The sequence below is a fragment of the Pseudomonas sp. o96-267 genome (assembly GCF_003935465.1).
In the GTDB taxonomy this organism is placed as follows: Bacteria; Pseudomonadota; Gammaproteobacteria; order Pseudomonadales; family Pseudomonadaceae; genus Aquipseudomonas; species Aquipseudomonas sediminis.
The window spans coordinates 1-24417 of sequence record NZ_RHQP01000035.1 but is presented as its reverse complement, the minus strand read 5'-3'; the positions used below and the strand labels follow the sequence as shown (position 1 = coordinate 24417).

Annotated in this window: 22 protein-coding genes and 2 pseudogenes; 12 read left to right on the top strand and 12 right to left on the bottom strand. The window is 62.4% G+C overall.

The window, feature by feature from the left end; all coding sequences use genetic code 11:
- The first annotated feature begins 72 nt into the window (after window positions 1–72).
- From htpG to EGJ86_RS20480, 4 genes are all read left to right on the top strand, one after another.
- The gene (gene htpG, locus EGJ86_RS20495; RefSeq protein ID WP_125836435.1) at window positions 73–1971 is read left to right on the top strand and encodes a molecular chaperone HtpG; all 1899 of its coding nucleotides are present in this window, start codon (window positions 73–75) and stop codon (window positions 1969–1971) included.
- Between the two features lie 186 nt (window positions 1972–2157).
- Window positions 2158–5799: a PAS domain S-box protein gene (locus EGJ86_RS20490; RefSeq protein WP_256672483.1), complete on the top strand. Its 3642-nt coding sequence runs from the start codon at window positions 2158–2160 to the stop codon at window positions 5797–5799.
- Window positions 5796–6800 carry an HD-GYP domain-containing protein gene (locus tag EGJ86_RS20485; protein WP_125836433.1) on the top strand — a complete coding sequence of 335 codons (1005 nt, stop codon included), beginning with the start codon at window positions 5796–5798 and terminating at the stop codon, window positions 6798–6800. Before EGJ86_RS20490 ends, EGJ86_RS20485 begins: the two co-directional genes overlap by 4 nt.
- A 95-nt stretch (window positions 6801–6895) precedes the next feature.
- Window positions 6896–7684, top strand: coding sequence for a dienelactone hydrolase family protein (locus tag EGJ86_RS20480; protein WP_125836432.1), 789 nt, complete (start codon window positions 6896–6898; stop codon window positions 7682–7684).
- Between the two features lie 61 nt (window positions 7685–7745).
- On the opposite strand, the gene EGJ86_RS20475 is transcribed toward EGJ86_RS20480, so the two are convergent.
- The 7 genes and pseudogenes from EGJ86_RS20475 to EGJ86_RS25685 all read right to left on the bottom strand — a co-directional run.
- Window positions 7746–8525, bottom strand: coding sequence for a DUF4394 domain-containing protein (locus EGJ86_RS20475; RefSeq protein WP_125836431.1), 780 nt, complete (start codon window positions 8523–8525; stop codon window positions 7746–7748).
- A 182-nt stretch (window positions 8526–8707) separates the two neighbouring features.
- Entirely contained in the window at window positions 8708–9421 is a 714-nt protein-coding gene (locus tag EGJ86_RS20470) for an anti-sigma factor domain-containing protein (RefSeq protein ID WP_125836430.1), read from the bottom strand.
- Window positions 9418–9966 carry a sigma-70 family RNA polymerase sigma factor gene (locus tag EGJ86_RS20465; RefSeq protein ID WP_099523769.1) on the bottom strand — a complete coding sequence of 183 codons (549 nt, stop codon included), beginning with the start codon at window positions 9964–9966 and terminating at the stop codon, window positions 9418–9420. The genes EGJ86_RS20470 and EGJ86_RS20465 overlap by 4 nt, the downstream gene beginning before the upstream one ends.
- A 365-nt stretch (window positions 9967–10331) precedes the next feature.
- Window positions 10332–11192, bottom strand: coding sequence for a pirin family protein (locus EGJ86_RS20455; RefSeq protein WP_125836428.1), 861 nt, complete (start codon window positions 11190–11192; stop codon window positions 10332–10334).
- On the bottom strand, window positions 11189–11551 hold the full coding sequence (locus tag EGJ86_RS20450) for an OsmC family protein (RefSeq protein WP_125836427.1): 363 nt from the start codon (window positions 11549–11551) through the stop codon (window positions 11189–11191). The genes EGJ86_RS20455 and EGJ86_RS20450 overlap by 4 nt, the downstream gene beginning before the upstream one ends.
- A 179-nt stretch (window positions 11552–11730) precedes the next feature.
- Window positions 11731–11871: a PDC sensor domain-containing protein gene (locus EGJ86_RS25690; protein ID WP_372237982.1), complete on the bottom strand. Its 141-nt coding sequence runs from the start codon at window positions 11869–11871 to the stop codon at window positions 11731–11733.
- Window positions 11872–12294: 423 nt separating this feature from the next.
- Window positions 12295–13014: pseudogene (locus EGJ86_RS25685) on the bottom strand (methyl-accepting chemotaxis protein); the annotation flags it as partial.
- 362 nt (window positions 13015–13376) lie between these two features.
- On the opposite strand from EGJ86_RS25685, the gene EGJ86_RS20440 reads away from it, so the two are divergent.
- Together EGJ86_RS20440 and EGJ86_RS20435 are read left to right on the top strand one after the other, a co-directional pair.
- On the top strand, window positions 13377–14387 hold the full coding sequence (locus EGJ86_RS20440) for an amidohydrolase family protein (RefSeq protein WP_125836454.1): 1011 nt from the start codon (window positions 13377–13379) through the stop codon (window positions 14385–14387).
- 66 nt (window positions 14388–14453) lie between these two features.
- Window positions 14454–14918 (top strand): DUF3859 domain-containing protein, encoded by a 465-nt coding sequence (locus EGJ86_RS20435; RefSeq protein WP_125836425.1) that lies wholly within the window; start codon window positions 14454–14456, stop codon window positions 14916–14918.
- On the opposite strand, the gene EGJ86_RS20430 is transcribed toward EGJ86_RS20435, so the two are convergent.
- The 5 genes from EGJ86_RS20430 to EGJ86_RS20410 form a co-directional block, all read right to left on the bottom strand.
- The gene (locus tag EGJ86_RS20430; RefSeq protein WP_125836424.1) at window positions 14919–15305 is read right to left on the bottom strand and encodes a diacylglycerol kinase; all 387 of its coding nucleotides are present in this window, start codon (window positions 15303–15305) and stop codon (window positions 14919–14921) included.
- Window positions 15302–16006, bottom strand: a complete 705-nt coding sequence (locus EGJ86_RS20425; protein WP_099523783.1) for a lipopolysaccharide kinase InaA family protein — start codon at window positions 16004–16006, stop codon at window positions 15302–15304. Before EGJ86_RS20425 ends, EGJ86_RS20430 begins: the two co-directional genes overlap by 4 nt.
- A gap of 1 nt (window position 16007) precedes the next feature.
- Window positions 16008–16697, bottom strand: a complete 690-nt coding sequence (locus EGJ86_RS20420) for a class I SAM-dependent methyltransferase (RefSeq protein ID WP_125836423.1) — start codon at window positions 16695–16697, stop codon at window positions 16008–16010.
- Between the two features lie 81 nt (window positions 16698–16778).
- Window positions 16779–18047, bottom strand: coding sequence for a HAMP domain-containing sensor histidine kinase (locus EGJ86_RS20415; RefSeq protein ID WP_125836422.1), 1269 nt, complete (start codon window positions 18045–18047; stop codon window positions 16779–16781).
- Window positions 18037–18720: a response regulator transcription factor gene (locus EGJ86_RS20410; protein WP_099523789.1), complete on the bottom strand. Its 684-nt coding sequence runs from the start codon at window positions 18718–18720 to the stop codon at window positions 18037–18039. Before EGJ86_RS20410 ends, EGJ86_RS20415 begins: the two co-directional genes overlap by 11 nt.
- Window positions 18721–18823: 103 nt before the next feature.
- On the opposite strand from EGJ86_RS20410, the gene EGJ86_RS20405 reads away from it, so the two are divergent.
- The 6 genes and pseudogenes from EGJ86_RS20405 (at window position 18824) to EGJ86_RS25675 (ending at window position 24310) form a co-directional block, all read left to right on the top strand.
- On the top strand, window positions 18824–20782 hold the full coding sequence (locus tag EGJ86_RS20405; RefSeq protein ID WP_125836421.1) for an LTA synthase family protein: 1959 nt from the start codon (window positions 18824–18826) through the stop codon (window positions 20780–20782).
- Between the two features lie 9 nt (window positions 20783–20791).
- Window positions 20792–21517 carry a phosphatase PAP2 family protein gene (locus tag EGJ86_RS20400; protein WP_125836420.1) on the top strand — a complete coding sequence of 242 codons (726 nt, stop codon included), beginning with the start codon at window positions 20792–20794 and terminating at the stop codon, window positions 21515–21517.
- Entirely contained in the window at window positions 21514–22194 is a 681-nt protein-coding gene (locus EGJ86_RS20395; RefSeq protein ID WP_125836419.1) for a dual specificity protein phosphatase family protein, read from the top strand. The genes EGJ86_RS20400 and EGJ86_RS20395 overlap by 4 nt, the downstream gene beginning before the upstream one ends.
- 4 nt (window positions 22195–22198) lie before the next feature.
- Window positions 22199–22549 carry a hypothetical protein gene (locus EGJ86_RS20390; RefSeq protein WP_125836418.1) on the top strand — a complete coding sequence of 117 codons (351 nt, stop codon included), beginning with the start codon at window positions 22199–22201 and terminating at the stop codon, window positions 22547–22549.
- 135 nt (window positions 22550–22684) lie between these two features.
- Window positions 22685–23452, top strand: a pseudogene (locus EGJ86_RS25680) (MCP four helix bundle domain-containing protein); the annotation flags it as partial.
- The gene (locus tag EGJ86_RS25675) at window positions 23447–24310 is read left to right on the top strand and encodes a methyl-accepting chemotaxis protein (protein ID WP_372237981.1); all 864 of its coding nucleotides are present in this window, start codon (window positions 23447–23449) and stop codon (window positions 24308–24310) included. The pseudogene EGJ86_RS25680 and the gene EGJ86_RS25675, both read left to right, overlap by 6 nt.
- The last annotated feature ends 107 nt before the right edge of the window (window positions 24311–24417 follow it).

Here is a 24417-nt window from a genome sequence, read left to right as displayed (position 1 = left end):
GATCGCGCTGCCCCAATCTGCAGGACATCCGCCGCTCGCGCGGCATAGTCCTGCATGTGGAGTTAGAAGACCATGAGTGTGGAAACTCAAAAAGAAACCCTGGGCTTCCAGACCGAGGTGAAGCAGCTGCTTCATCTGATGATCCATTCCCTGTACTCGAACAAGGAAATTTTCCTGCGCGAGTTGATTTCCAACGCTTCCGACGCCGCTGACAAGCTGCGTTTCGAGGCGCTGGCCAAGCCCGAACTGCTCGAAGGTGGCGCCGATCTGAAGATCCGTCTGTCCTTCGACAAGGATGCCAAGACCGTTACCCTCGAAGACAACGGTATCGGCATGAACCGCGAGGAAGTCATCGCGCACCTGGGTACCATCGCCAAATCCGGCACGGCAGACTTCCTGAAGAACCTCTCTGGTGACCAGAAGAAGGATTCGCACCTGATCGGCCAGTTCGGTGTGGGCTTCTACTCGGCATTCATCGTCGCCGATCAGGTCGAGGTGTTCAGCCGCCGCGCCGGTACTCCGGCCAGCGAAGGCGTGCACTGGTCGAGCAAAGGCGAGGGTGAGTTCGAGGTTGCCACCATCGACAAGGCCGAGCGCGGTACGCGTATCGTTCTGCACCTCAAGAGCGGTGAGGAAGAGTTCGCCGATGGTTGGCGCCTGCGCAACATCGTCAAGAAGTACTCCGACCATATCGCGCTGCCCATCGAACTGCCGAAGGAGCACCACGGTGAAGACAAACCCGCGGAAGTGGAGTGGGAAACCGTCAACCGTGCCAGCGCCCTGTGGACCCGTCCACGTACCGAGGTCAAGGACGAGGAATATCAAGAGTTTTACAAGCACGTTGGCCACGATTTCGAGAACCCGCTGAGCTGGAGCCACAACAAGGTAGAAGGCAAGCTGGAGTACACCTCGCTGCTCTATGTGCCGGCTCGCGCACCGTTCGATCTGTACCACCGCGAAGCGCCCAAGGGCCTCAAGCTCTACGTGCAGCGCGTATTCATCATGGATCAGGCCGACCAGTTCCTGCCCCTGTACCTGCGCTTCATCAAGGGCGTGGTCGATTCCAACGACCTGTCGCTGAACGTTTCCCGCGAAATTCTGCAGTCCGGTCCGGTCATCGACTCGATGAAGTCGGCGCTGACCAAGCGCGTGCTGGACATGCTGGAGAAACTCGCCAAGGACAAGCCGGACGACTACAAGACCTTCTGGAAGGCGTTCGGTCAGGTACTCAAGGAAGGTCCGGCGGAAGACTTCGCCAACAAGGAGAAGATCGCCGGCCTGCTGCGTTTCGCCTCCACTGCCGGCGAGGGCGACGAGCAGTCGGTGTCGCTGGCCGATTACCTCGGTCGCGTCAAGGAAGGCCAGGACAAGATCTACTACCTCACTGGCGAATCCTACGCGCAGATCAAGAGCAGCCCGCACCTGGAAGTGTTCCGCAAGAAGGGGATCGAGGTGTTGCTGCTCACCGACCGTATCGACGAGTGGCTGATGAGCTACCTGACTGAGTTCGACGGCAAGCAGTTCGTCGACGTGGCGCGTGGCGACCTGGATCTGGGCACGCTGGACTCGGAAGAGGACAAGAAGGCTCAGGAAGAAGTGGCCAAGGCCAAGGAAGGGCTGATCGAGCGTCTGAAAGGTGCGCTGGGTGAGCAGGTCGCCGAGGTGCGCGTCTCGCACCGTCTCACCGATTCCCCGGCGATTCTTGCCATTGGTGAACAGGATCTGGGCCTGCAGATGCGCCAGATTCTCGAGGCCAGCGGGCAGAAGGTGCCGGATGCCAAGCCGATCTTCGAGTTCAACCCTGCGCACCCGCTGATCGAGCGCCTGGATGCCGAGCCGGACGAGGATCGCTTCACCGATCTCTCGCACATCCTCTTCGACCAGGCCGCTTTGGCCGCAGGCGACAGCCTGAAGGATCCGGCCACTTACGTGCAGCGCCTGAACAAGCTGCTGGTGGAGCTCTCCGCCTGATCTATCTGGCAATAGGACAAGCCCGCTTCGGCGGGCTTTTCTATGGGTGTGATTGATCGGCTTTAATTGACAAGCGAGGCCCCGTCGTTTCAGATGCTGGCAATTAGCTGGCGGTCTGTCGCGTCCTGGGGTTGTATGTCGATTCTCGAGCTTTTTTTCATCATGGGCGCGGATCCCGGTGTCCTCGTGCTCAGTCGTTACGACCCGCAGTTGGTACTGTTGTCGCTGGCCATTGCCGTATTCGCCGCCGGCATGGCGCTGCAGTTGGCCGGCGAAGCGCGCGTCAATTCGCATCCGGTCGCCCGGCAGATCACCATTTTCACCGGCTCACTCGCCCTCGGCGGCGGCATCTGGTCCATGCATGTGCTCGGCATGCTCGCCTTCGAACTGTGTGCGGCAGTGCGATTCGATCCGGGCATCACGCTGTTATCGATGCTGCCGAGCCTGGCTGCTTCGTGGGTCTCACTTACTCTGCTGGCGCGGCGCGACTTGAGCCTGCTGCAACTCTGTGTTGGGGGTGTGCTGGTCGGGGCCGGTATAGGTACCATGCACTACAGCGGTATGGCGGCGATGCAGATGGCGCCGCTGCTGCGCTATGACCCCTGGATGTTCGCCCTGTCCATCGTGGTTGCCGTTGCCCTGGCCATTCTGGCGTTGTGGGTGCGCTTCGGTCTGGAGGGGCGTTTGCCGACGCTCTGGGCGCTTGCGCTCAGCGCCCTGGTGATGGGGCTGGCGATCAGTGGCATGCACTACACCGGCATGGCTGCGGCGCGTTTCGTCGGCACCCCGGAGTCCGAGGTTCCGATGGCAGTAGTCGACAGTGGTTATATCGCCATTGCCATAACGCTGCTGACCGTTGCTCTGACGATCTTCGTCGTGGCGGCCAACACGCTGCTGCGTTATCGCCGCATGAGTCATCAGCTCAAGGCCAGCGAGCAGCATTTGCGCTCGATCTTCGATACGGCTCTGGACGCCATCATCACCGTCGACCATACCGGCACCCTGTGCTCGGCCAATCGTGCGGTTTCGCGCCTATTCGGCTGGTCACCGCACGAGCTGGTGGACATGCACATGCGCTCGCTGATGCCTGCCAGCCATGTCGAACAGGTGGAGGCACTGCTGGAGAGCTACCACAGAACCGGACGCCTGACGATGCCGGCGGGCGAGCAGGAGCTGGTGTGCCTGACTCGAGAGGGTGAAGAAAAACCTGTGCGCATCAGCGTTGGCGTTACCCATTCAGGCAGCCGGCCGCTGTTCGTGGTATTCGTCGCCGACATCAGCGAAAGACAGGCCATGGAGAGAGCCCTGCGTGACAGCGAGCAGCAGTACCGCTCGTTGATCAGCAACATTCCTGGTGTGTCGTTTCGCTGCATGTTGGACCGGGACTGGACCATGATATTTATCAGCGATGCGGTGCAGACCCTCACGGGGTGGAGCGCGGACGACTTCATCAGTCGCCGCTGTTCGATTGCCGATATGTATCACCCGGACGACTACCAGCGGGTCGTTGACGAGGTCGTTCAGGCCATTGAGCAAGGGTGCAACTATACCGTCGAATATCGTCTATTTGATCGTAGCGGAACCGAGCACTGGATATGGGAAAGTGGTAGCCCGGTTTGCGACGAGAATGGCATGCCGCGCTGGATCGACGGCGTGTTGCTCGACCAGACCGAAACCAAACGGCGCAATGCAGAGTACGAGGGCAAGGTCACCGCGATCAGCAAGGCGATGGCACTGATCGAGTTCGACCTCGACGGCAATATCCTAGAGGTCAATGACAATGCGTTGGCGTTGTTTGGTTATGAAAAGGAGGAAGTGGTAGGGCGCCATCACGGTATGTTCTGCGCTCCTGAGCTGGTAGCAAGCGATGCCTATCGCCAGGGTTGGATGGATCTGCGTGCGGGTCATTTTCGTGCAGGCGAATACCACCGCTTTGGTAAGGGCGGACGGGATGTCTGGATTCAGGCCAGCTACAACCCGATCCTCGACACCGACGGCAAGCCGTTCAAGGTCGTCAAGTTGGCAACCGACCTGACCCCGCGCCGCGTCATGGAACAGGATCTGCGGGCTGCCCGCGATCGCGCCGAGACCGCCGCTGCCGCGCGCAGCAGCTTCCTGGCCAACATGAGTCATGAAATTCGTACGCCGATGAATGCCATCATCGGTTTTACCGACCTCCTGCTGGAAACCCCGCTTTCCAGTGAACAGCGTCGCCATCTGAATACCGTGCAGCATTCGTCGCGTTCGCTGCTGGGCTTGCTCAATGACATCCTCGACACGGCCAAGCTCGACCGGGGCGCCATCGAGCTGGAGCAACTGGATTTCTCCCTGCGCGAACTGTGCGAGCAGGTGCTCGCAACGCAGCGCCTGACGGCCGAAAGCAAAGGCCTGCAACTGCATCTGGATTACCCGGCAACGACCAACGAGTTCTTCTGCGGGGACCCACTGCGATTGCAACAAGTGCTGACCAACCTGCTCGGTAATGCGGTCAAGTTCACCCTGCACGGCGAGGTTCGCCTGAAAGTGACGGGTGAGCCGGGCGCGATGCGTCTGGCGGTGAAAGACACCGGCATTGGTATCGCAGCCGACCGCCTGGAGAAGATCTTCGAGCCGTTTGCCCAGGCCGATGCGTCGATGAGTCGACGTTTCGGTGGTACCGGCCTCGGTACCACCATCTCTCGGCAATTGGTCGAGTTGATGGGGGGGCGCTTGCGGGTCGAAAGCACCGAAGGGCAGGGCAGTTGCTTCAGCGTCGAGCTACCGCTGCGCGCCGGCAAGCGCTTGGCGTCGCAGCAACGCGCCGTGCTGCCTGAACTGGGGCAGCTGAAGATTCTGGCGGCCGATGACGTGCCGCAGAACCTCGAATTGTTGCAACTGACCCTGGAGCATTTCGGCCATCGCGTACACTGCGTCGCCGATGGTGAAGGCGCACTACAGGCGTTCACCCAGCAGCGTTTCGATCTGATCCTGATGGATGTGCAGATGCCGGGTGTTGACGGCCTGGAGGCGTCGCGACGAATCCGCCAGCTGGAGGCCGCCGAGGCGCGAGAGCCGATTCCGATCATTGCTCTGACCGCCAGCGTACTTGATCAGGACCGTCAGGCAGCGTTGGACTCGGGGATGAATGGTTTCGCCTCGAAGCCTTTGGATCTCAACGCACTGCTTTGGGAAGTTGCCCGTCTGCTGGGTCTGACCGATGTGCCCGGCGCAGTGGTCAGTGCCACTCGTGTCGCCGACGACGGCCTGTTCGACTGGGTTCGCGGCAGCAGCCTGTGGGGCGGGCCGCTGCGTATGGCTCAGGCGATCAATACGTTCATTGGCGAACAGCATGATCTGGCGGTGCGCCTCAGTCGACTGCTGGCGGCACGCGACTGGCAAGAGGGCGAGGCGCTTGCGCATCGCCTACATGGTGCCGCCGCAAACCTGGCCATGAGCAGCCTTGCCAGTTTGGGGCAGTTGGTCGAGCGGGCGTTTCAGGCACAGGACGAGCAGGGGTTGCCCGCATTGATTGCGGAGCTTGAGCAGGCCCTTCTGACGGTCAAGGACGTAGTGCCGCAGGTGCCGGATACGGCGTCTACGAGCGAAAGTTCAGCTGTTGACGCACGCTCGCTGCGTGAACAGGCAAGTCAGCTGCGACAGGCGCTGCAGCGAGGCGGTCTGGACGATGAAGTCCTTGCTGCCATGGCGCAGACCACCGAGAGTACGGCCTACAGCGCGGCCTTGAACGACTTACGCCAGGCGCTGGATGACTTTGATTTCGATCAGGCCCTGCAGGTGCTCGATCGACTGTTGCTGCGACTGCAAGATGAGGACGCGACTGCATCATGACCCCGGCTGCCGATACTCGCCCGCTATTGCTGTTGGTCGACGACGAACCCACTAACCTGCAGGTGCTGCGCCATATCCTGCAGGAGGACTATCGCCTGCTGTTCGCCAAGGAAGGGCCGCGCGCCCTGGAAATGGCCGAGCGTGAGCGGCCCGACCTGATTCTGCTCGACGTGATGATGCCGGGCATGACTGGCTATGAGGTGTGCGAACAGCTCAAGGCCAATCCGTTACTGAATACGATTCCGGTGATCTTCGTTACCGCCCTCGGCGATGTCGACGATGAAGCGCGTGGCTTCGAGGTCGGTGCGGTGGATTACATCACCAAGCCGGTTAGCCCGCCTATCGTGCGTGCGCGTGTGCGTACGCACCTGTCACTGGTGCGGGTCGATGAGCTGAAGCAGACTCGCCTGCAGATCGTCCAGCGCCTGGGCATGGCCGCTGAATACAAGGACAACGAGACTGGCTTGCACGTTATCCGCATGAGCCATTTCTCCAAGGTGCTGGCGTTGGCCGCCGGCTTCAGCGAGAGCGCTGCCGAGGAATTGCTCAATGCGGCACCCATGCATGATGTCGGCAAGATTGGCATACCCGATGCCGTGCTGCGCAAACCGGGCAAGCTCGACGAGCAGGAGTGGCAAGTGATGCGCCAGCATGTGGAGATTGGTGCGCGAATCATCGGCGAACACAGTTCGGGACTGCTGCGCACGGCGCAACTGATCGCGCTGTCGCACCATGAGAAGTGGGATGGCAGCGGTTACCCAAATGGCCTGAGTGGCGAAGACATCCCTCTTGAGGGCCGCATCGTCGCCATTGCCGATGTGTTCGATGCGCTGACCAGCGTGCGCCCTTACAAGCAGGCATGGACTGTGGAGGCTGCGGTCGACTTCCTGCGTGAGCAGAGCGGTCGTCATTTCGATCCGCGCCTGGTCGAGCTGTTCATCGCTTGTCTGCCCGAGATTCTGCAGATCAAGGAGCGCTGGGCCGAGCTGCCCGCCGCTTGAAACGTTCTGTCTAACTCCTGAGCGTTGCCGATTTGGCCATTGCCGTCTGCGGGGCTATTGTTAGGGGCCTACCATTGCCAAGGGCAGGCCTCATCATGCAGAAGAAGACACTGGTTCCCCTGTTGTGCGCGGCATTCGCCGGTCTTGCCGATGCGGCCGTCGTGACCAAGCCGATTTCCTATGAGATCGAGGGCGAGGCTTTCGAAGGCGTGCTGGTTTATGACGACTCGGTGACAACCCCGCGCCCCGGTTTGTTAGCCGTTCCCAACTGGATGGGCGTCAACCAGGACACCGTGGCCAAGGCGGCGCGCGCAGCGGGCGACAAGTACGTGGTATTTCTCGCCGACATGTACGGCAAGTCCATTCGTCCCAGCAATGCCGAGGAGGCTGGTGCTGCAGCGGGTGCTGTGCGCGCCGATCGTGCGCTGATGCGCAAGCGTGCGCAGGCCGCTGTCGAGGTGCTCAAGGCGCAGGGCCGCGAGGTAGCACTGGACCTGAGCAAGCTGGGCGCCATCGGCTTCTGCTTCGGTGGTGGCACGGTACTGGAGCTGGCCCGTTCGGGCGCGCCGCTGAAGGGCTTCGTCTCCTTCCACGGCAACCTGGATACACCCAATCCGGCCGATGCCAAGAACATCAAGGCGCCGGTGCTGGTACTGCATGGTGCGGACGACCCAGCCGTGCCGCAGGAGCAGGTGGACGGCTTCGTCTCGGAAATGAAGGCTGCCAAGGTGGATTGGCAGTTGGTGAGCTACGGCGGCGCCGTGCACTCGTTCACCAATCCCAAGGCCAACGTGCCAGGCCGCAACGAATACCACCCGGTGGTCGCTGCGCGGGCATTCAAGGCGATGAACGATCTGTTCGATGAGGTGTTCGCCGAGCAGTGACCGCGGCTTTGCCGCGCGTTGAACGAAAGGCGGCGCCCAATGGGCGCAGCCTTTTTTCATCTTACTTCGCTGGCAGCACGGCGATGTCGATGATGCCGTCCGGCAGATCCGCGACGTCGCCCAGGGTGGTGGGCTTGCCGCTGTCCAGATCCAGCTTGTGCAGGGTCTTGCCGGTCAGCACGTAGGCCGTGTTGCCACCCTTGCCGTCGCTGGCGATATCCATCGCGGCCGCTTTGAGGCCGTCGGCGACCTTGCCGACTTCCTGCTGCACGCCATCGTTCGGCGGGTTCTGCAGCATCAGGCTGCCGCTGGCCAGGTCGATGTTGTACAGCGCGGTGCTCTGGGTACCGGCATAGGCGTTGGTGTAGGCGCCGGCGACCACCTTGGGTTGCTTGCCGGCATAGGGGCCGTCGGTGGCGTAGGCGACCTTGCCGTCTACGGCGACTTCACCCGTATCGACGTTTACCCGCAGGCTGGTGCCGTCCGGGCCGAGCAGGCGCAGGCGGTCGGCCACCGGGTTGAAGTCGACCACGGCCTGGCCGCTGCCAGCCAATGCGGTTTGCAGCTTGCTGCCTGCGGTCGCCTTACCGCTGGCTGCATCCAGGGTGTAGAGCTGATCGGTGCCGCTGAGGGCGTAGAGCTGACCGCTGGCCGGACGTACGTCCAGGCCGCGCAGGTCGCTGGCGCCGCTGACAGCCATGCTGCCGGTGACCTTGAGGCTGGCGACATCGACCTTGAACAGCTTGCCGTCGGCGCCCAGTGCGAGCAGTTCGGTGGCGCTGGCGGCACCTGCGCTCAGGGTCAGCAGGCTGGCGGTGCAAAGGGTAGTGATGCGTTTCATGGTTGTTCCTCATAAAGGTTTCAGCATCGAGACGAAGCCAGCTGGCCGGCTTCGCAGGTGCCTCGACGAAACACCTGTGAGCTATACCCGCGAGGAACGGGGTTGGATGTCGGCGGATGAAAATATTTTTTCGCAGGGTAATCGGGGGAGGAAAGCTGCCGGCCAGGCGGCCGGCAACCTGCTCAGTTGGCGCTGGCCAGCACGGCGCGACCGATGTATAGCACCGGGCCGCTGGGGCGGTTGTAGGGCGAGCCGCCTGCCGGTTCGAGAGTCAGTTCGAACAACTGGCCGGCCTGTACGGCGCCGATTTGCTCGGCAGGCAGACGCAGCGGTTGGCCGGCTTCGACCAGGCCCAGCGAGCGCGGACCGTCGGCCGGGTCGATCAGCGTCCAGAACTGCAGTGCGCGACCGTCAGGAACCTGATCGGCGACCAGCGGATCAAGCGAGAGCGTGCCGTCACTGCCGACCTGGATCACCCAACCTGGCTTGGCGGCCTCGCCCGGCTCTTGCAACACCACGGTGTAGCGTTCGCCGGTGATATCCGGGGTACGCAACAGCGGCATCAGCACGGCGACCAGCAGCGCCATAGCCAGCGCAGCTGCAGTCAGGCGCCAGGTCAGCAGGCTGTTCCACCAGTTGCTCAGCGGGCTGGCGCGTGGCGCATCGTGCAGGCCCAGGCTCTGTCGAATACGGGCCCAGAGTGCCGGCGAGGGGGCTTGTGCCGGTAGCTGGTCGCTCAGGTCGAGAAAGTGCCGTTCCCATTCCAGGGCCATACGGGCAGCACTTTCATCCGATTCAAGCAACTGCTGAACCTCGGCGGCGTCCTGCTCGTCGAGCAGACCGAGCAGGTACTCGCCAATCAAGGCACGGCGTTCTTCGGGATCTTGCGGAATCATGCTTGCAGACACTCCTGCAGCGCGCGCAGGCCGGCGCGGATACGGCCTTTGATGGTGCCCAGCGGTGTGCTCAGGCGACTGGCGATCTGCTCGTGGGTCAGACCACGGTAGAACGCCAGCAGGATCGGGTGACGTCGCGGTTTTTCCAGGCGCTGCAGGCAGCGACGCAGCAGGCGCTGTTCGGATTGCTCCAGCGCCTGCGCTTCGGCTTGCGGGCTGTCGTCCAGCACGCGTTCGATGAATTCATCGTCGACTTCGGCGTACCTGCCACCACTGCGCAGCGCATTGAGTACACGGTAGCGCAGGATGCTGTGTACCCAGGCGCGGCCGCTACCGAGCTCGCGTCTGAAACGCGCAGCGTGTTGCCAGATGCGCACGAAAGCGTCGTGCAGACAGTCCTCGGCAATGTCGCGTCGGCCCAGCATGCTGATGGCCAGGCCGAGCAACTGCCCAGCCTCCTGCCGATAGAGCGCCTGGAAGGCACGTTCGTCGCCGCGTGCGCAGGCTTCCAGGGTGCTTTCGTAATCGAAGTTGCGATCTGCCATGGGTCATCCGTTGGCCTGAGAAATCCGCATGCAGCTTATACCCGGCAACTGCGCTTCTGGATCACGCACAGGTAACAAAAAACTGCGAAGGCGTTACAGCATATTCATAGGGAGAGGCGTCATGGCCGAGTTTGGCCGTAGGCCTCGTCGAGTGATACCCAGCGCTCCAATGGTCCCTTGCGCGAGGCGTAACGAATCAGCAGCCAGTTTCCCTGTTGATCGAGGACTTCGCTCAGGTTCGAAATGGGGTAGATCGGCCAGGGCCTGCGTAGACAAAAGCAGCAGGCACGCGAGGGTGCGATACATAGGCAAGAGGGCAGTCCTTTGCGGTGATAGGCGCCGTTGTGCGCCTGCACGGGATGGAGTTAGCGCGGCAGCTCGATGCGCGTGGTTTCGCCTGGCACCTGCGGCCAGTCGCCAGCGGCCCAGCGTTGGCGCGCCTGGTCGATCAGCTCCGGGGTGGTGGCGACGAAGTTCCAGTTAATCCGTCGTGGGCCAATGGGCTCGCCGCCGATCAGTGCCAGGTGGCATTCGCCGCAGGCACTGAGGACGGGTGTTTCACCAGCCGGGATCACGGCCATGGTGTGTCTGGGCAGCGCTTCGCCATCGAGTTCCGCTTCGCCGTCGATCAGGTACAGCGCGCGTTCGCTGTGCTCGGCGGGTATCAGCAGATTGGCACCGGCGGTCAGGCGCAGCTCGGCATACAGGGTCGGTGAACGAACCGGCACTGGCGATTCGAGGCAGAAGCCGTTGCCGGCGATCAAGGTGATCTGTACGCCCATGGCATCGCTGCGCGGCAGCGACTCGGCCGGGTGATGGCTATAGCTCGGCTCGCACTGCTCGTCGGCCTCTGGCAGCGCCAGCCAGACCTGCAGGCCATGCGCTCGTTTGTCCTGACCTAGTTGTGCAGGCGGCGTACGCTCGACATGGGCGACGGCGCGCCCTGCGGTCATCCAGCTGACATCGCCAGGGCCCACCACCTGATCCGAGCCCAGGCTGTCCTTGTGCTGCAACTGACCTTCGAACAGGTAAGTGAGGGTGGACAGACCGATATGCGGGTGCTGGGCGATATTCATGCCGCTGCCAGCGGGGTAGGCGTGCTCGAGCATATGATCGAAGAACACGAAGGGACCGATGCTGCGAAAGCGGGCCGAGGGTAGGGGGCGCAGGATCGGTTGCCCGGAGATGTCTTCTGCGCGCGGGCGAATCAGTTGCAGTTCGCTCATGCCGTGACTCCCGCCAGGCGGGTTTCGACCTGGATGTCTGTAGTGGTCATCAGCTTGTGGATCGGGCACTTGTCGGCGACGCGCAGCAGTTGCTGGCGCTGGGCATCGTCCAGTGGGCCCTTGAGCGACAGCTCGACGATCAGGTGGTAGTTGCCTTGGCGTTCTTCGCTGTCGTCACGTTCGACGCTGACGTCGATGCCTTCCAGCGGCAGGCCGCGCTGGCGTGCATAGAGCAGCAGGGTCATGGCTTTGCAGGTGCCGAGCGAGGCGTCGAACAGGTCGTGCGGATCGGGGCCGGCGTTCTCACCACCGAGCTCGGTCGAAACATCGCCGAGGAGCTGGTGCGAGCCGATTTCGATCTGCTGCTACAGGCCCTTGCAGTTGTGAATGCGGATCATGGCGCTTCCTTGTAGGCGTGACGGCAATTTCCGCCAGCCTAGGCGCTGTTGGCGCTCCGGCGCAAGCCGCGTTGCGGCGAGAAAGGGCTCCCGGCGCAGTCGCGGCGAAGCGTCAACAGACCTGGCTCAGGCAGCTCTGTTCACACCAGTGCCGACAAGCGCACATCGGCGCCCAGCACTCGCAGCAGGCGCCCCTGGCTGTCGACGATAGGCACCGACACGGTGAAGCAGAAATCATCGGTCGCCGAGGAGCGATAGACCTGGGTGATATGACTCTCCATCCGTTCGGCCACGGCACGGAACCAGGGGCGCTGGCTCCAGTCGCGGCCGCGACAGCTGGCTCCCTCACTGTGCGCCACATCTGCGGCGAAGATATTCTCGGAAATCTGCACGCCGCGGCTATCTACCAGATAGAACAGCTCGAAACGGCTTTCGCGTGCCAGCGTATCGACAAGCAGGCGTTCGGCTGTTGCCACATCGCCGGCCAACTCGGGGCGTGTGGCCAGTTGCTCGATGCTGGCGCGTACGGCTGCGTGGATCTCCAGGCGGAAGTCGCCGAGCCCGGCGAGCAGGCGATCACCATCCTCGCGCACCGCCTGGCTGTGATGCAGCACCTGGCCTGCCTTGCCGAGCAGTTCACCGGCGACCTGGGCGATGTTCTGCACATCGCCATTGATTGAGCGCACCGCCTGGCCTATCTGCTCGGTGCCTGCGGCGATCTGGCCGACCTGAGCGTCGAGACGATCCATGGCCTGGCGCGTGCTGTCCAGCCCAGCGCTGACGGCAATGATGCCGGTGCGGCCGTCGGCCACGGCCGGGGTCATATGCTGACCGGCATCGCCAAGCTGCTGCATGCCCTCGCGAAAACGCTCGATGATGCCGCTGACCTGGCCAGTGGCATCGGTGGTGTGGCCCGCTAGGCGCCGCACTTCTTCAGCGACCACGGCAAAGCCGCGGCCATGCTCGCCGGCGCGAGCGGCTTCGATGGCGGCGTTCAAGGCCAGCAGATTGGTCTGTTGGGAGATGCTGGCGATCACGCCGATGACCTTGCTCACTTCATCGAGTTGCCCGGCCAGTTGCTGGATCACCTGAGCCAGTTGCGCCTCGCTGGCGTCGATTACTTCAACCTGACGCAGCACCGCCTGGCCACTTTCCTGGCACTGATGGAGGGTGGCGGAAACCTCGGCGGACAGGCGCGCGACTTCGCCGGCACCAGGCACCAGTTCGGCATCCAGGGTAGTGGTGACCTGCTCGCTGGCGCTGGCGATCAGTTCCGAGGATTGCGCCAGGGTCTGTCCGCTTTGTTGATTGGCCGCGGCGATGCGCGCCAGTTGCGGCGCGTGCGCGGCGATGCCGACGGCAGCGCCGAGACTGGCGCGAATACGCTGCTGGAGGCTGGCGCTGAAATCGTTCAGGCGCACCATCCACTGGTAGTCCTCCGGGAGTCGAGTTGTGAGGTCGTGCTGTTGGAACAGAGCGTCCAATGCGGCCTCGTCCTTGGCCTTGCGGGCTGGCTTGCGCAGCAACTGCAACATGGTGATTCCCCTGGCTGGTCTGAGTGCAGACACTGCAAGCGAGGTGCCATCATCGACTGACACATCCACGCCCGTCCCAGGCTGTTAGTTAGCTAATAATGTTCTGATTTGGTGCGTGTTTCATGTCCGAGCTCCAGATGAGTGCATTTGCGTGCGCAAGACCAGTAAGCCTTCGTAGAACTTGCGTAGCGGACCGGCGGTCTATGCTGCTCGTACCGTCAGGAGGACTCGCCTTGCTCACATCTCGAACGATGCCATGGATACTTGCGCTCAGCGCCGTGATTGCCTGCAGCGCCCAGGCCCGCGAATATCGCTACAGCGATGCCCATCTGCACTATGTCGACTTCTTCCAGGAAAGCGCCGGCATGGATGAGTTGCTGGAAAAAATGGCGGAGAACAACGTCGATCATGTGATGTTCTCCGGCATTCCGGTGGCCAAGAAGTGGGACGAGGACGAGCCCAAGCGTCCACGCTACTACGCCGGTGATGACGCCAATGCCTATTGGTACAGTGCCACCGACGTATTCATTGCCGCCGCTTACAAGCGCTTGCCGGCCGAGCAACGCAAACGCTTCCATCCGTTTCTTTCCGGCTTCAACCCCAACGACAAGAATGCCGATGCGCATATCCGCCGTATGCTTGAGCTGGACCCAGGTTTGTGGCAGGGCATCGGCGAGGTATTCACCCGTCACGACGACCTCACCGCGCTGATCCATGGCAGTGCGCCGCGCGCCAACAACGAGGCGCTGGCGCGGGTGTTCCACCTGGCTGCCGAATATGACTTGCCGGTGATGCTGCATTCGAACATCACCTCCAAGCGTGAACGTGAGCCGCTGTTCCTGGAAGAGATCGAGGCGCCGCTGCGCAACCATCCGCATGTGCGTTTCATCTGGGCGCATGCCGGCACCAGTGCCGAGATTCATCGTCATCAGGAGAAACTCGACTTCCTCCTGGACACGGTCGAGCGCATGCTCGGCCAATACCCCAACCTGTATATCGATCTGTCCTGGACTATGCTGCGTCCCTACCTGTTGGACGAAAACGGTAAACCGGACGCGAAGTGGGTGCACCTGGTCAGCAGTTACCCGGAGCGCTTCATGCTGGGTTCGGACGTAGTCGGCCGCTTCGGCAACCTGGGCGAGTACATGAAGGGCTTCGATCCCTTCCTCGATGCCTTGCCCGAGGACGTGGCGCACAAGGTGGCGCGCGACAACTTCCTTTCCATTCTTCCGCGCAAGGTGCAGGCCGAGCTGGATCGCTAGCCTATCTGTCATCAGGCTGTCATTCGGGCGTCATAGGCTCGCGCTCATCTCAACGAGGAGCGCACCATGCATTACACCCGAATGGCCATGATGGCCGGACTAGTCGCCTGGGCCGGGCTGAGCCAGGCTGATGTCCGCGTCGAAGGACCGGTGGAATACGGCATCTTCAGCAGCCAGTATCAGGACTTTCAGCCCGGCGAGCGGGTGCTGACCCGCAGCAATCAGGATATCGAGCGCACCGAGCAAATCCCCGCCAAGCTCGGCACCAAGTTCGGCATGCGCTACAGCCTGGCCGGCAAGCGCGAGGGCGATACCCCGCTGACATTGCTGTACCTCACGCCTGGTGTGGTCACCGCGGATGGTCAGCGTCATGACAAGTTCGAAGTGCAGCAGAAACTGGTGGTTGGTGCACCGCAGGACGTGATGGCCTTCGAGTTCACCGAACACCACGAAGTGGTACCCGGCGAATGGCATTTCATCGTCTATCAGGGCGATCGCAAGCTGGCTGAACAGCGCTTCATGGTGCGTTGATCAAAGCAGGATGATCGCCCAGGTCAGGGCGATCATCAGCAGCGCGACCATTTGAGCTGCGCTGCCCATGTCCTTGGCCTGTTTGGACAGCGGGTGCAGGTTCAGCGAGATACGGTCGACCACTGCCTCGATGGCGGAATTGAGCAGCTCCACCACCAGCGCCAGCAAAGGCACCAGCACCAGCAGCGCCCGCTCCGCGCGGCTGACATCGACCAGGCAGGCCAGCGGTATCAGCACCAGGTTCAACCACACCAGCTGACGGAACGCGGCTTCACCCTGGTAGGCAGCGCGCAGCCCAGCGAGCGAATAACCGGTGGCGTCGAAGATGCGCGTCAGGCCGCGGCGGCCCTTGAATGACAGGGCATCAAGATCGGAGCCGTCGTTCATGGCTGCAGCCCACCCCATGGATCGTTCAAGGCTCGCTGGTAAGCCTGGCGCAGGTAGAGCATGTCAGCTTCGGGCATGCTGCCGCCGTGGCGTTGCAATTGGCCGAGATCACGCCGCGAAGCGCTGGCAATACGCCAATGCCGGCGGCTTTTCTCCAGATCCAGCAGGGCAATGTCCACCTCCCCATCGCTGCGCACTTTGACGAACAGATGCTTGGCGTAGCAGCAGCCATGCTGCCATCCACCCAGGTGCAGGCGCGCCAGGGTGACCGCCAGGCGTTGCAGCATGGCCTGGTTGAGCTTGGGGGCATGGGCCTCTTCGTACCACTGTTCCAGGCTGATGAAACCTGGCAAGGCTTCTGTGACCAGCAGCGCCTGCCACTGTCCACTTTGTTTGCGCGCCGAGCAGTAGACGATATTCGGTGTACGGATGCCGAGGCGGGCGAGGGCTCGGTAGGCCTGCAGCTCGCGCAGGATGGTCGGTCGTCCCAACGGATGACGTAGTGAGCGGTAGAGATGCCCGCTCTGGCGCTTGCAATACAGTCGCGGTCGGTTTGTGTCCCAGTGTTGTAGCAGGCACACGCCACTTTCGCCGCCGCGGCGTTGATTGGCGGGTTCGACCCATTCGCCGGGGCTGTGCCACCAGCGGTCGAATTCGGTCGAGGGTAGGGCGGCTAGTGCCTGTTCGCTGAGAATGCCCATCTCAGGCCTCCTTGCGCAGGACGTAGGTGCGCCACATAGCATAGCCGGGCAGGAAGTCAAGGTGGCCGAGAATGCTGAAGCCGGCCTGGTGGAATTCACGTTCTATCGTGCTCCGAGCGACGACGAAGCGATTCTGGTTTTCCGCCGCGCGACCTTGAGCCATTCTGCTGGCCTCCAGACGGCGGCGTTTCCAGGCTTTGTAGTTGCCGTCGACCCACAGCGAGACGATCACCGTATCGCGGCTGACGCGATGAAACTCGCGGAGAATGGCCAGGCGGTGTTCGGCCGATTCGATGTGATGCAGCAGGCGGATGCAGAAGATGCAGTCCACCGCGTTGGCGCCCAGGTCGATATCGAAGGCGGAGGTGCGAAAGCTGTTGACCCGCGCCACCACCTCAGGTGCCTGCGCCGCGCGCGCGGTGGCGATCATGTCGGCAGAGTTGTCGGCGGCGAAGATCACTCGGTTCGGCTGCTCGCAGAGCATCGGCCAGAAGCGTCCGGCACCGCAGGGCAGGTCGAGTACCAGGTTCGGCTCATCGGCCATCTGCAATGCACGGCGCGCTACCTGCACGTCGCGCCAGTGCGACAGGCGCCGGGAAAGGCCGTCCTGGTGCTTGTGCAGGTATTGCTGAGCGTGATCGAAATCGTACTTGCGGGAAAAATCCAGCTCGATGGGGCTAGGCTTGGGCATGAGGAACGTCCCTTGATGGATACGTTCGTTACCCTAAAGAACCAGGCATCAAGTTCATGTCAAAGGGGCGTGAAAATTTCGTCAAGCGCCGTTGTTCAGTGTCACCCGGAAGCGTGTATGACCCGGTTCGCTCTGCAGGCTGACCTGCCAGCCCTGTTTGGCGCAGATGCGTTTGACCAGCGACAGTCCCAGGCCTAACCCTTCGCCACGTGCCTGGGAACCGCGAACGAAGGTCTGGAAGATGCGCTCGTGCTGTTCGGCAGGAATGCCGGCACCGCTGTCTTCGATACGGAAGGCGCCCTGTTCGAGGGTCAGACGCACACCGCCGCTCTCGGTGTAGTGCAGGGCATTGCGCAGCAGGTTGGCCATCACCGTGCCGAGAAAGGTGGCGTTGTAACGGCCGTCGTCCTGACCTTCCACGATCAATTGGAAGTCCAGACCCTTCTCCTTCATCAAGGCGCCCCAGCGGCTTGCTTGCTCATGGGCGATGCTGGCGAGCGTACGGTCGCCGCCGAAGGCTGCCTCGTTGCTCTTGTCCCGCGCCAGTTGCAGGAAGGTCTGCACCAGCTCGCGCATTTCCTCGCTGGCGCGAGCGATGCGCGCCACCTGGTCCTTCTCGCGCGGCCCCAGGGGCGCCTCGGCGAGCAGCTCGCAGGAGGTGGCGATAACCATCAGCGGTGTACGCAGTTCGTGGCTGACATCGCTGGTGAACAACCGCTCGCGCTCCAGGGACTGACGCACCTGGCCCAGGGTGCTGTCGAAGGCAGCGGCCAACTGGCCGATCTCATCATCGGGGTAATCCGGTGCCAAGGGCGGCGCCAGCGGGTGCAACTGGTCGCGATGGCGCACCTGCTGGGCCAGACGGCTGATTGGCGCCATGACCTTGCGCGCCATCATCAGCCCCAGGCCCCAGGCGGCCACCACCGTCAGCAGGAAACCGGCCAGCACCACGTTGAACAGGGCATTCTCGCGGGCTTCGAACTCCTGCTGTTCCTGCACCAGCATGTAGGTTTCGCCGTTGATTCTCTGCACGTAGACGTAGAACGCCTCGTCGCCGCTGACCACTTCGTTGAAGCCTTCCTGCAGGCCGGTGTACTGCTCGGGAATCAGGTATTGATCGTGGTAGGAGGAGAAGAACTGCGTGCTGCTGTCCAGGCGCGGGGGGCGACCCTGACGAATGTCTTCGTTGAGCGTTTCGCCCAGCTCGCGGCTCATTTCCTGGGAAACCAGGTGCTCTTCGATGAAGTGCACCACGCCGACGATGCTTAGCGAGAATAGACCGCTGACCATGGCCGTCATCAATACGAAGGCGATCAGAATCCGCCGTTCGAAAGGCTGTTTAGACGGCATCTGCGCTCTCCGCCAGGCGATAGCCGACGCCATGGATGGTGTGGAGTAAGGGCGTGGGGAAGGGCTTGTCGAGCACTTGGCGCAGTTGGTGGATGTGGCTGCGCAGGCTGTCGCTGTCCGGGCAGTCGTCGCCCCACAGCGATTCTTCCAGCGCCTCGCGGCGCACTACCGCTGGGCTGCGCTGCATGAGGATGGCCAGCAGTTTGAGGCCCAGCGGGTTGAGCTTGAGCGGCTGGCCGGCGCGGCTGACATGCAGGGTGTCGAGGTCGTAGCTGAGGTCGGCGACTTGCAGCTGGCGTTTGCGGCTGCCACGGCTGCGGCGCAGGATCGCCTCGATGCGCGCCACCAGCTCAGACAGCGCGAAGGGCTTTATCAGGTAGTCATCGGCACCGGCATTGAGCCCCTGCAGGCGATCATCCAGGGCATCGCGCGCGGTCAGCATGAGGATCGGCACCTCGCTGCGCCCGTCCTCGCGCAGGCGCTTGCATACCTGATAACCGTCGATGCCGGGCAGCATGATGTCCAGCACGATCAGATCGTAATGACCGCTGCTGGCCAGGTGCAGACCGCTGAGGCCGTCCTGCGCGCAGTCGACGGAAAAGCCCTTGAGCTGCAGGTAGTCGAGCACGTTGGCGAGGATGTCTCGGTTGTCTTCGATGACCAGAATGCGCATCGCGAGTAATTCCTGGGTTTGACGATTTTTTCACACGGCTTTGACGAGAGGCTCACGGCTCGCCTAGCAGACTGCGGCACGTTCATCCTGCAAGGATCATACGATGCCTCGGCTTCAATACGCGCAACTTCGTTATCTGTCGATCATTCTGCTGGCCTGGCTGGCGGTTTTCTTCCTCACCCGTAGCGCGCTGCTGCTCAGCCACCTGAGCGATGCCGGCGTGACCTTGCCGGCGCTGCTCGGGTTGTATGGGGTGGGGCTGGTCTACGACCTGAGCTTTTTGGTCTACGCCGCCGTACCGCTAGCGCTTTACCTGCTGCTGTGCCCGGCCTGGTTATGGCAGCGTCGTTGGCATCAGCGCCTGCTGGTCGCCCTGGTGGCCATCAGCCTGTTCGCGATGTTCTTTACTGCGGTGGCCGAATGGCTGTTCTGGGACGAGTTCGGCGTGCGCTTCAACTTCATCGCCGTGGACTACCTCGTCTATTCCAAGGAGGTGGTGGACAACATCCTAGAGTCCTACCCGATCTATCCCTTGCTGGCGCTGCTCGCGGCACTGGCCATCGGCCTGACCCTGGCGCTACGGCGGCCACTGCGCGCAGCCTTGCAGGCGCCGCGTCTGCCCCGGCTGCAGGCGGCCTACGCACTACTGATGCTGGCGCTGCTGGCGGGCTTGTGCAGCGGCCTGGTGGGGCAGGACGCACCGCGTGGGCTGGGCGGCAACACCTACCAGCGCGAGCTCGCAAGCAACGGCCCGTACCAGTTCTTCGCCGCGTTTCGTAACAACGAGCTGGATTACCAGCAGTTCTACGCCACCCTGCCTGATGCCGCGGTGGCCGAGCAACTGCGCGCAGAGGTGGCCGAGCCCAACGCCCGCTTCATTGGTAGCGATCCGCAGGACATTCGCCGGGTGATCGACAACCCCGGGCAGCCGCGCAAGCTCAATGTGGTGCTGGTCACCATCGAAAGCCTCAGCGCCAAGTACCTGGGCAGTTTTGGTGACAAGCGTGGTCTGACCCCGAATCTCGACGAGCTGCGCAAGCACAGCCTGACCTTCACTAATTTCTACGCCACGGGGACGCGTACTGACCGTGGGCTGGAGGCGCTCACCCTGTCGGTGCCGCCGACACCGGGGCGCTCCATCGTCAAACGCATCGGCCGCGAATCCGGCTATGCCAGCCTCGGCCAGCAGCTTGGCGCGCAGGGTTACGACAGCGTCTTCGTCTATGGCGGTCGCGGCTACTTCGACAACATGAACGCCTTCTTCGGCGGTAACGGCTACCGCATCGTCGATCAGAGCAGCGTCGACGAGGCCGAGATGAGCTTCCAGAACGCCTGGGGCATGGCCGACGAGGACCTTTACCATCAGGCGCTGAAGGTGGCCGATAGCGACCATGCGGCCGGCAAACCGTTTTTCCTGCAACTGATGACCACCTCCAACCACCGGCCCTACACCTATCCGGACGGGCGCATCGACATTGCCTCCGGTGACGGGCGTGAAGGGGCGGTGAAATACACCGACTACGCCATCGGTCAGTTCCTCGCCGAAGCGCGTAGCAAGCCCTGGTTCGACAACACGCTGTTCGTCTTCGTCGCTGACCACACGGCAGGCAGTGCCGGGCAGGAGGACCTGCCCGTAGCCAACTACCATATCCCGCTGTTCGTCTACTCGCCAAAACACATCGAGCCTGCCGAGTACGCCGACGTGGCCAGCCAGATCGACGTGGCGCCGACACTGCTCGGGCTGCTCAACCTGGACTACGTCTCCACCTTCTTCGGCCGCAACCTGCTGCGCGCCGACCATGCACCCGGTCGAGCGCTGCTCGGCAATTACCAGCATCTGGGCCTGTTCGACGGGCAGAACCTGGCGATTCTCAGCCCACGGCAGGGCATGCGCCTCCACGACGATGCCTTGGGCCTGAGCCATGAATGGCGGGTGGATGGCAGCGATCCGTTACTGCGTCGCGACATCGCGTACTACCAAGGCGCCAGTCATGCCTTCGGCAAGCGACTGATCGCCTGGCAGCCCGATGATCAAGCGAGCCAGCAGCTCAGCCAGCGCTAAGGAACGACCATGCCGTCTCGTTATTTCGATTTTCGTCTGGCGCTGGGTATTCCACTGCTGCTGATGGCGTTGCTACTGCTGGTCGACCCCAGCCCTGTGGATTTCGCCCTCGCTCATCTGTTCTACGAGCCCGGCCAGGGGTTCATCGGCCGTAGCAGCTTTTGGCTCGAAGACATCCTGCATGACCGCGCCAAGCAGGCGGTGATCGTGCTGGGTGTGCTGGCCATCGCCGGCTTTGCGCTCAGCCTGCTGCCGACGCGCTTGCGTGCCTGGCGCCGTCAGCTCGGTTATCTGGTGCTGGCATTGGGGCTGTCGACCTCGGTGGTTACGCCGCTGAAGACGCTGACCGGCATGCATTGCCCCTGGAGCCTGAGCGAGTTCGGTGGCCAGGAGCAGTTCACACCGCTGCTCGCTGAACGCGCGCCAACAGCCAACCCCGGGCGTTGCTGGCCAGGCGGACATGCCTCGGCCGGGTTCTCACTGCTAGCGCTGTTTTTCGCGCTGCGCGATCGCCGCCCACGCGCTGCGCGCATCGCGCTGGGCGTCGCGTTGGGGCTGGGCTCGCTGTTTTCTCTGGGGCGCATGTTGCAGGGCGCGCACTTTCTTTCGCACAACCTGTGGACGCTGCTGATCGACTGGGTGATCTGCGTGCTGACCTATCGCTGGCTACTTTACCGCGCTCCGCTGGCGCAACGTCCGTTTCAAGAAACCGTCTGGGGAGAAACCTGCCGATGAACAAACTCGTACAGGGCCTGCGCCTGACGCTGGCCGCACTGGTATTCGCGGGTGCATTGCTGGCGCTGCCACTGAGCATGGCCTGGGGTGCGACGACTTCGCCGGCACCCGTGCAGGGCGTACGCCCGGCCAACTGGGCACAACCCTTGGATACCCGTATCAACCTCTATCGCATGGCCCCCGATCTGTACCGCAGTGCGCTGCCGACGGCGAAAGACTGGCCGCAACTGCAGGCACTCGGTGTTACTACGGTGATCAACTTCTATCAGCATGGCGACGATCAATGGCTGGTCGACCCGCGCGTCCAGCAGGTTCATCTGCCGCTGCGCACGGACCGTATCGATGACACCGACGTCATCGAGGTGCTGCGCAGCATCCGCCAGGCACAGGGGCGCGGCACGGTGCTGATTCACTGTAAGCATGGGCAAAATCGCACCGGGTTGATCGCCGCGCTGTATCGCGTCATCTATCAGAACTGGAGCAAGGAACAGGCCCTGGCAGAAATGGCCGGCGGCGGCTTCGGTGGCGAGGAGCGTATGGGCGACGCCGAACGTTATCTGCGTGACGCCGATATTCCAGCGTTGCGTTCGGCCCTGGCCTCTGGCGCCTGCAGCACCAGCCCCTGGGCGATGTGTGCGCTCAAGGATCGCCTGCTGGGTGTGATCGAAGGAGCATGACGCCATGCGCCTCACACGCTTGCTGGTCTGCGTGCTTGCACTACTGAACCTGTTCGGTTGCCAAAGCCTGCGCGAACAGATGCTGGCGGCCAATTATCCGCCGGCCTTCGTCGACGGTTTCGAGGCCGGCTGCAGCAGTGGGCGTTCGGCAGTCGGACCGCTGGGTCAATTCGACAAGGACGTACCGCGTTATATGGCCGAGCCACTCTACACGCAGGGTTGGGATGACGGGTTTCGCCAGTGTGAGGACGTGCAGCGCATCGATGACTGGCAGGCGCGACGGGAGGAGCGGTGGCGCGATGATGAATGGCGTCAGCATGTCGACCAGGCGATGGCCAAGGCGCTGCGGCGCTAGATTTTTCGCTTGTCCTTATAAAGTGCGCGGAAATAAAGCCGATAAGCAACACGGGATCGGCGCAATCTCACCCGATTCCTAGCCAGGTATGGCCAGGGATGACTCGAATTCTGCGCGCAATAGGAGTTTCACGACATGTCGCTGCGTAATCTTTCAATCGCTCCACGGGCTGCTTTGGGGTTCGGCCTGGTGGCTTTGCTGGTGTTATTGCTCGGGGCATTTTCACTGTTCCAGATGACCGAGATGCGCAAGCAGTCCGAGGCCGTCGATCAGGACTGGCTGCCTAGCGTGATGGGGCTCGCCGATGTAAATCAGGACATCTTGCGTCTGCGTGCCATCACCCTGCGGTTGATGCTCAACCGTGAGCCTGATGAGCTGCAGAGGAACCTGCGCCTCGCTGATGAACTGCGTACCGAGTTGAGTGCGGCTGACTCCTCATACGAAAAGCTCATTTCCGGTAGCGAAGAGCGTGGTCTTTACGAAGGTTTTCGCCGTGCCGAAGTGGCCTACTTGCAGGAGCAGGGCAAGATTGTCGCCTTCGTTCGCCAAGGTAACTTCGACGATGCCATCGCCGTGACCCGTGGCACGCTCAATCAGCATGCCGATGACATGACGCGATCTCTCAGAGATCTTTCTGAGCTGAACCGTAAGGGCGCTACAGAGGCGGCTCGCGAAGCCGGGCGGGTGTTCGATTCGGCGCGTACCTGGGTGGTGGTGATGATGGTGTTGGCGGCGCTGGCCACCGTGGTTTTGGCGCTGTTGCTGACCCGCAGCATCGTCGCGCCGCTGACGGAAGCGGTGCGTCTGGCCGAGGTGGTGGCGTCGGGTGATCTGACCCAGAACATCCACGTCGAAGGTCGTGACGAGCCTGCACAGTTGCTCAATGCGCTGAAAAGCATGCAGCAGAGCCTGCGTACCACTATTCAAAGCATTTCCGACTCGTCCAACCAACTGGCTTCGGCCTCCGAGGAGCTGCATGCAGTGACCGAGGATTCCACTCGGGGCCTGCACCAGCAGAACACCGAGATCGAGCAGGCCGCTACTGCGGTGAACGAGATGACAGCAGCGGTCGAGGAGGTGGCGCGCAACGCCGTCAGCACGTCCGAGGCCTCGCGCGAATCGAACGTCACTGCGCAGCAAGGACGTGAGCAGGTGCGCCAGACCGTCGACTCCATTGGTCAACTGGCAGCTGATGTCACCACCACTTCAGGCGAGGTCGAGCAATTGGCTGAGCGTGTGCACGAGATCAGCAAGGTGCTCGATGTGATTCGCTCCATCGCCGAGCAAACCAACCTGCTGGCGCTCAACGCTGCTATCGAGGCCGCGCGGGCCGGCGACGCCGGGCGCGGTTTCGCCGTGGTTGCCGACGAGGTGAGGGCGCTGGCGCACCGTACGCAGCAATCCACCCAGGAAATCGAGCAGATGATCGGCGGCATCCAGAGCGGTACGGATCGCGCCGTCAGCGCCATGCAGAGCAGCAACGGCCGAGCCCGTTCCACGTTGGAGGTGGCCCAGGCTGCCGGTGTTGCGCTGGAGCAGATCACCCAGGCGATTTCCTCGATCAACGAGCGCAACCTGGTGATCGCCAGTGCGTCGGAGGAGCAGGCACAAGTGGCCCGCGAGGTGGATCGCAACCTGGTCAACATTCGCGACCTGTCGATGCAGACCTCGGCGGGGGCCAATCAGACCAGTGCGGCGAGTCAGGAACTGTCGCGCCTGGCGGTCGATTTGAACAATCTGGTGGCGCGCTTCAAGGTTTGAGGCGAGCCAGAAACGAAAACGGCGCCCGAGCAGACTGTGTGAAAACGTTCTGAACTGAACCGGTTCAATACAAACGCCTCGATTGATTCGTGGCGTTTGTGTTTTTA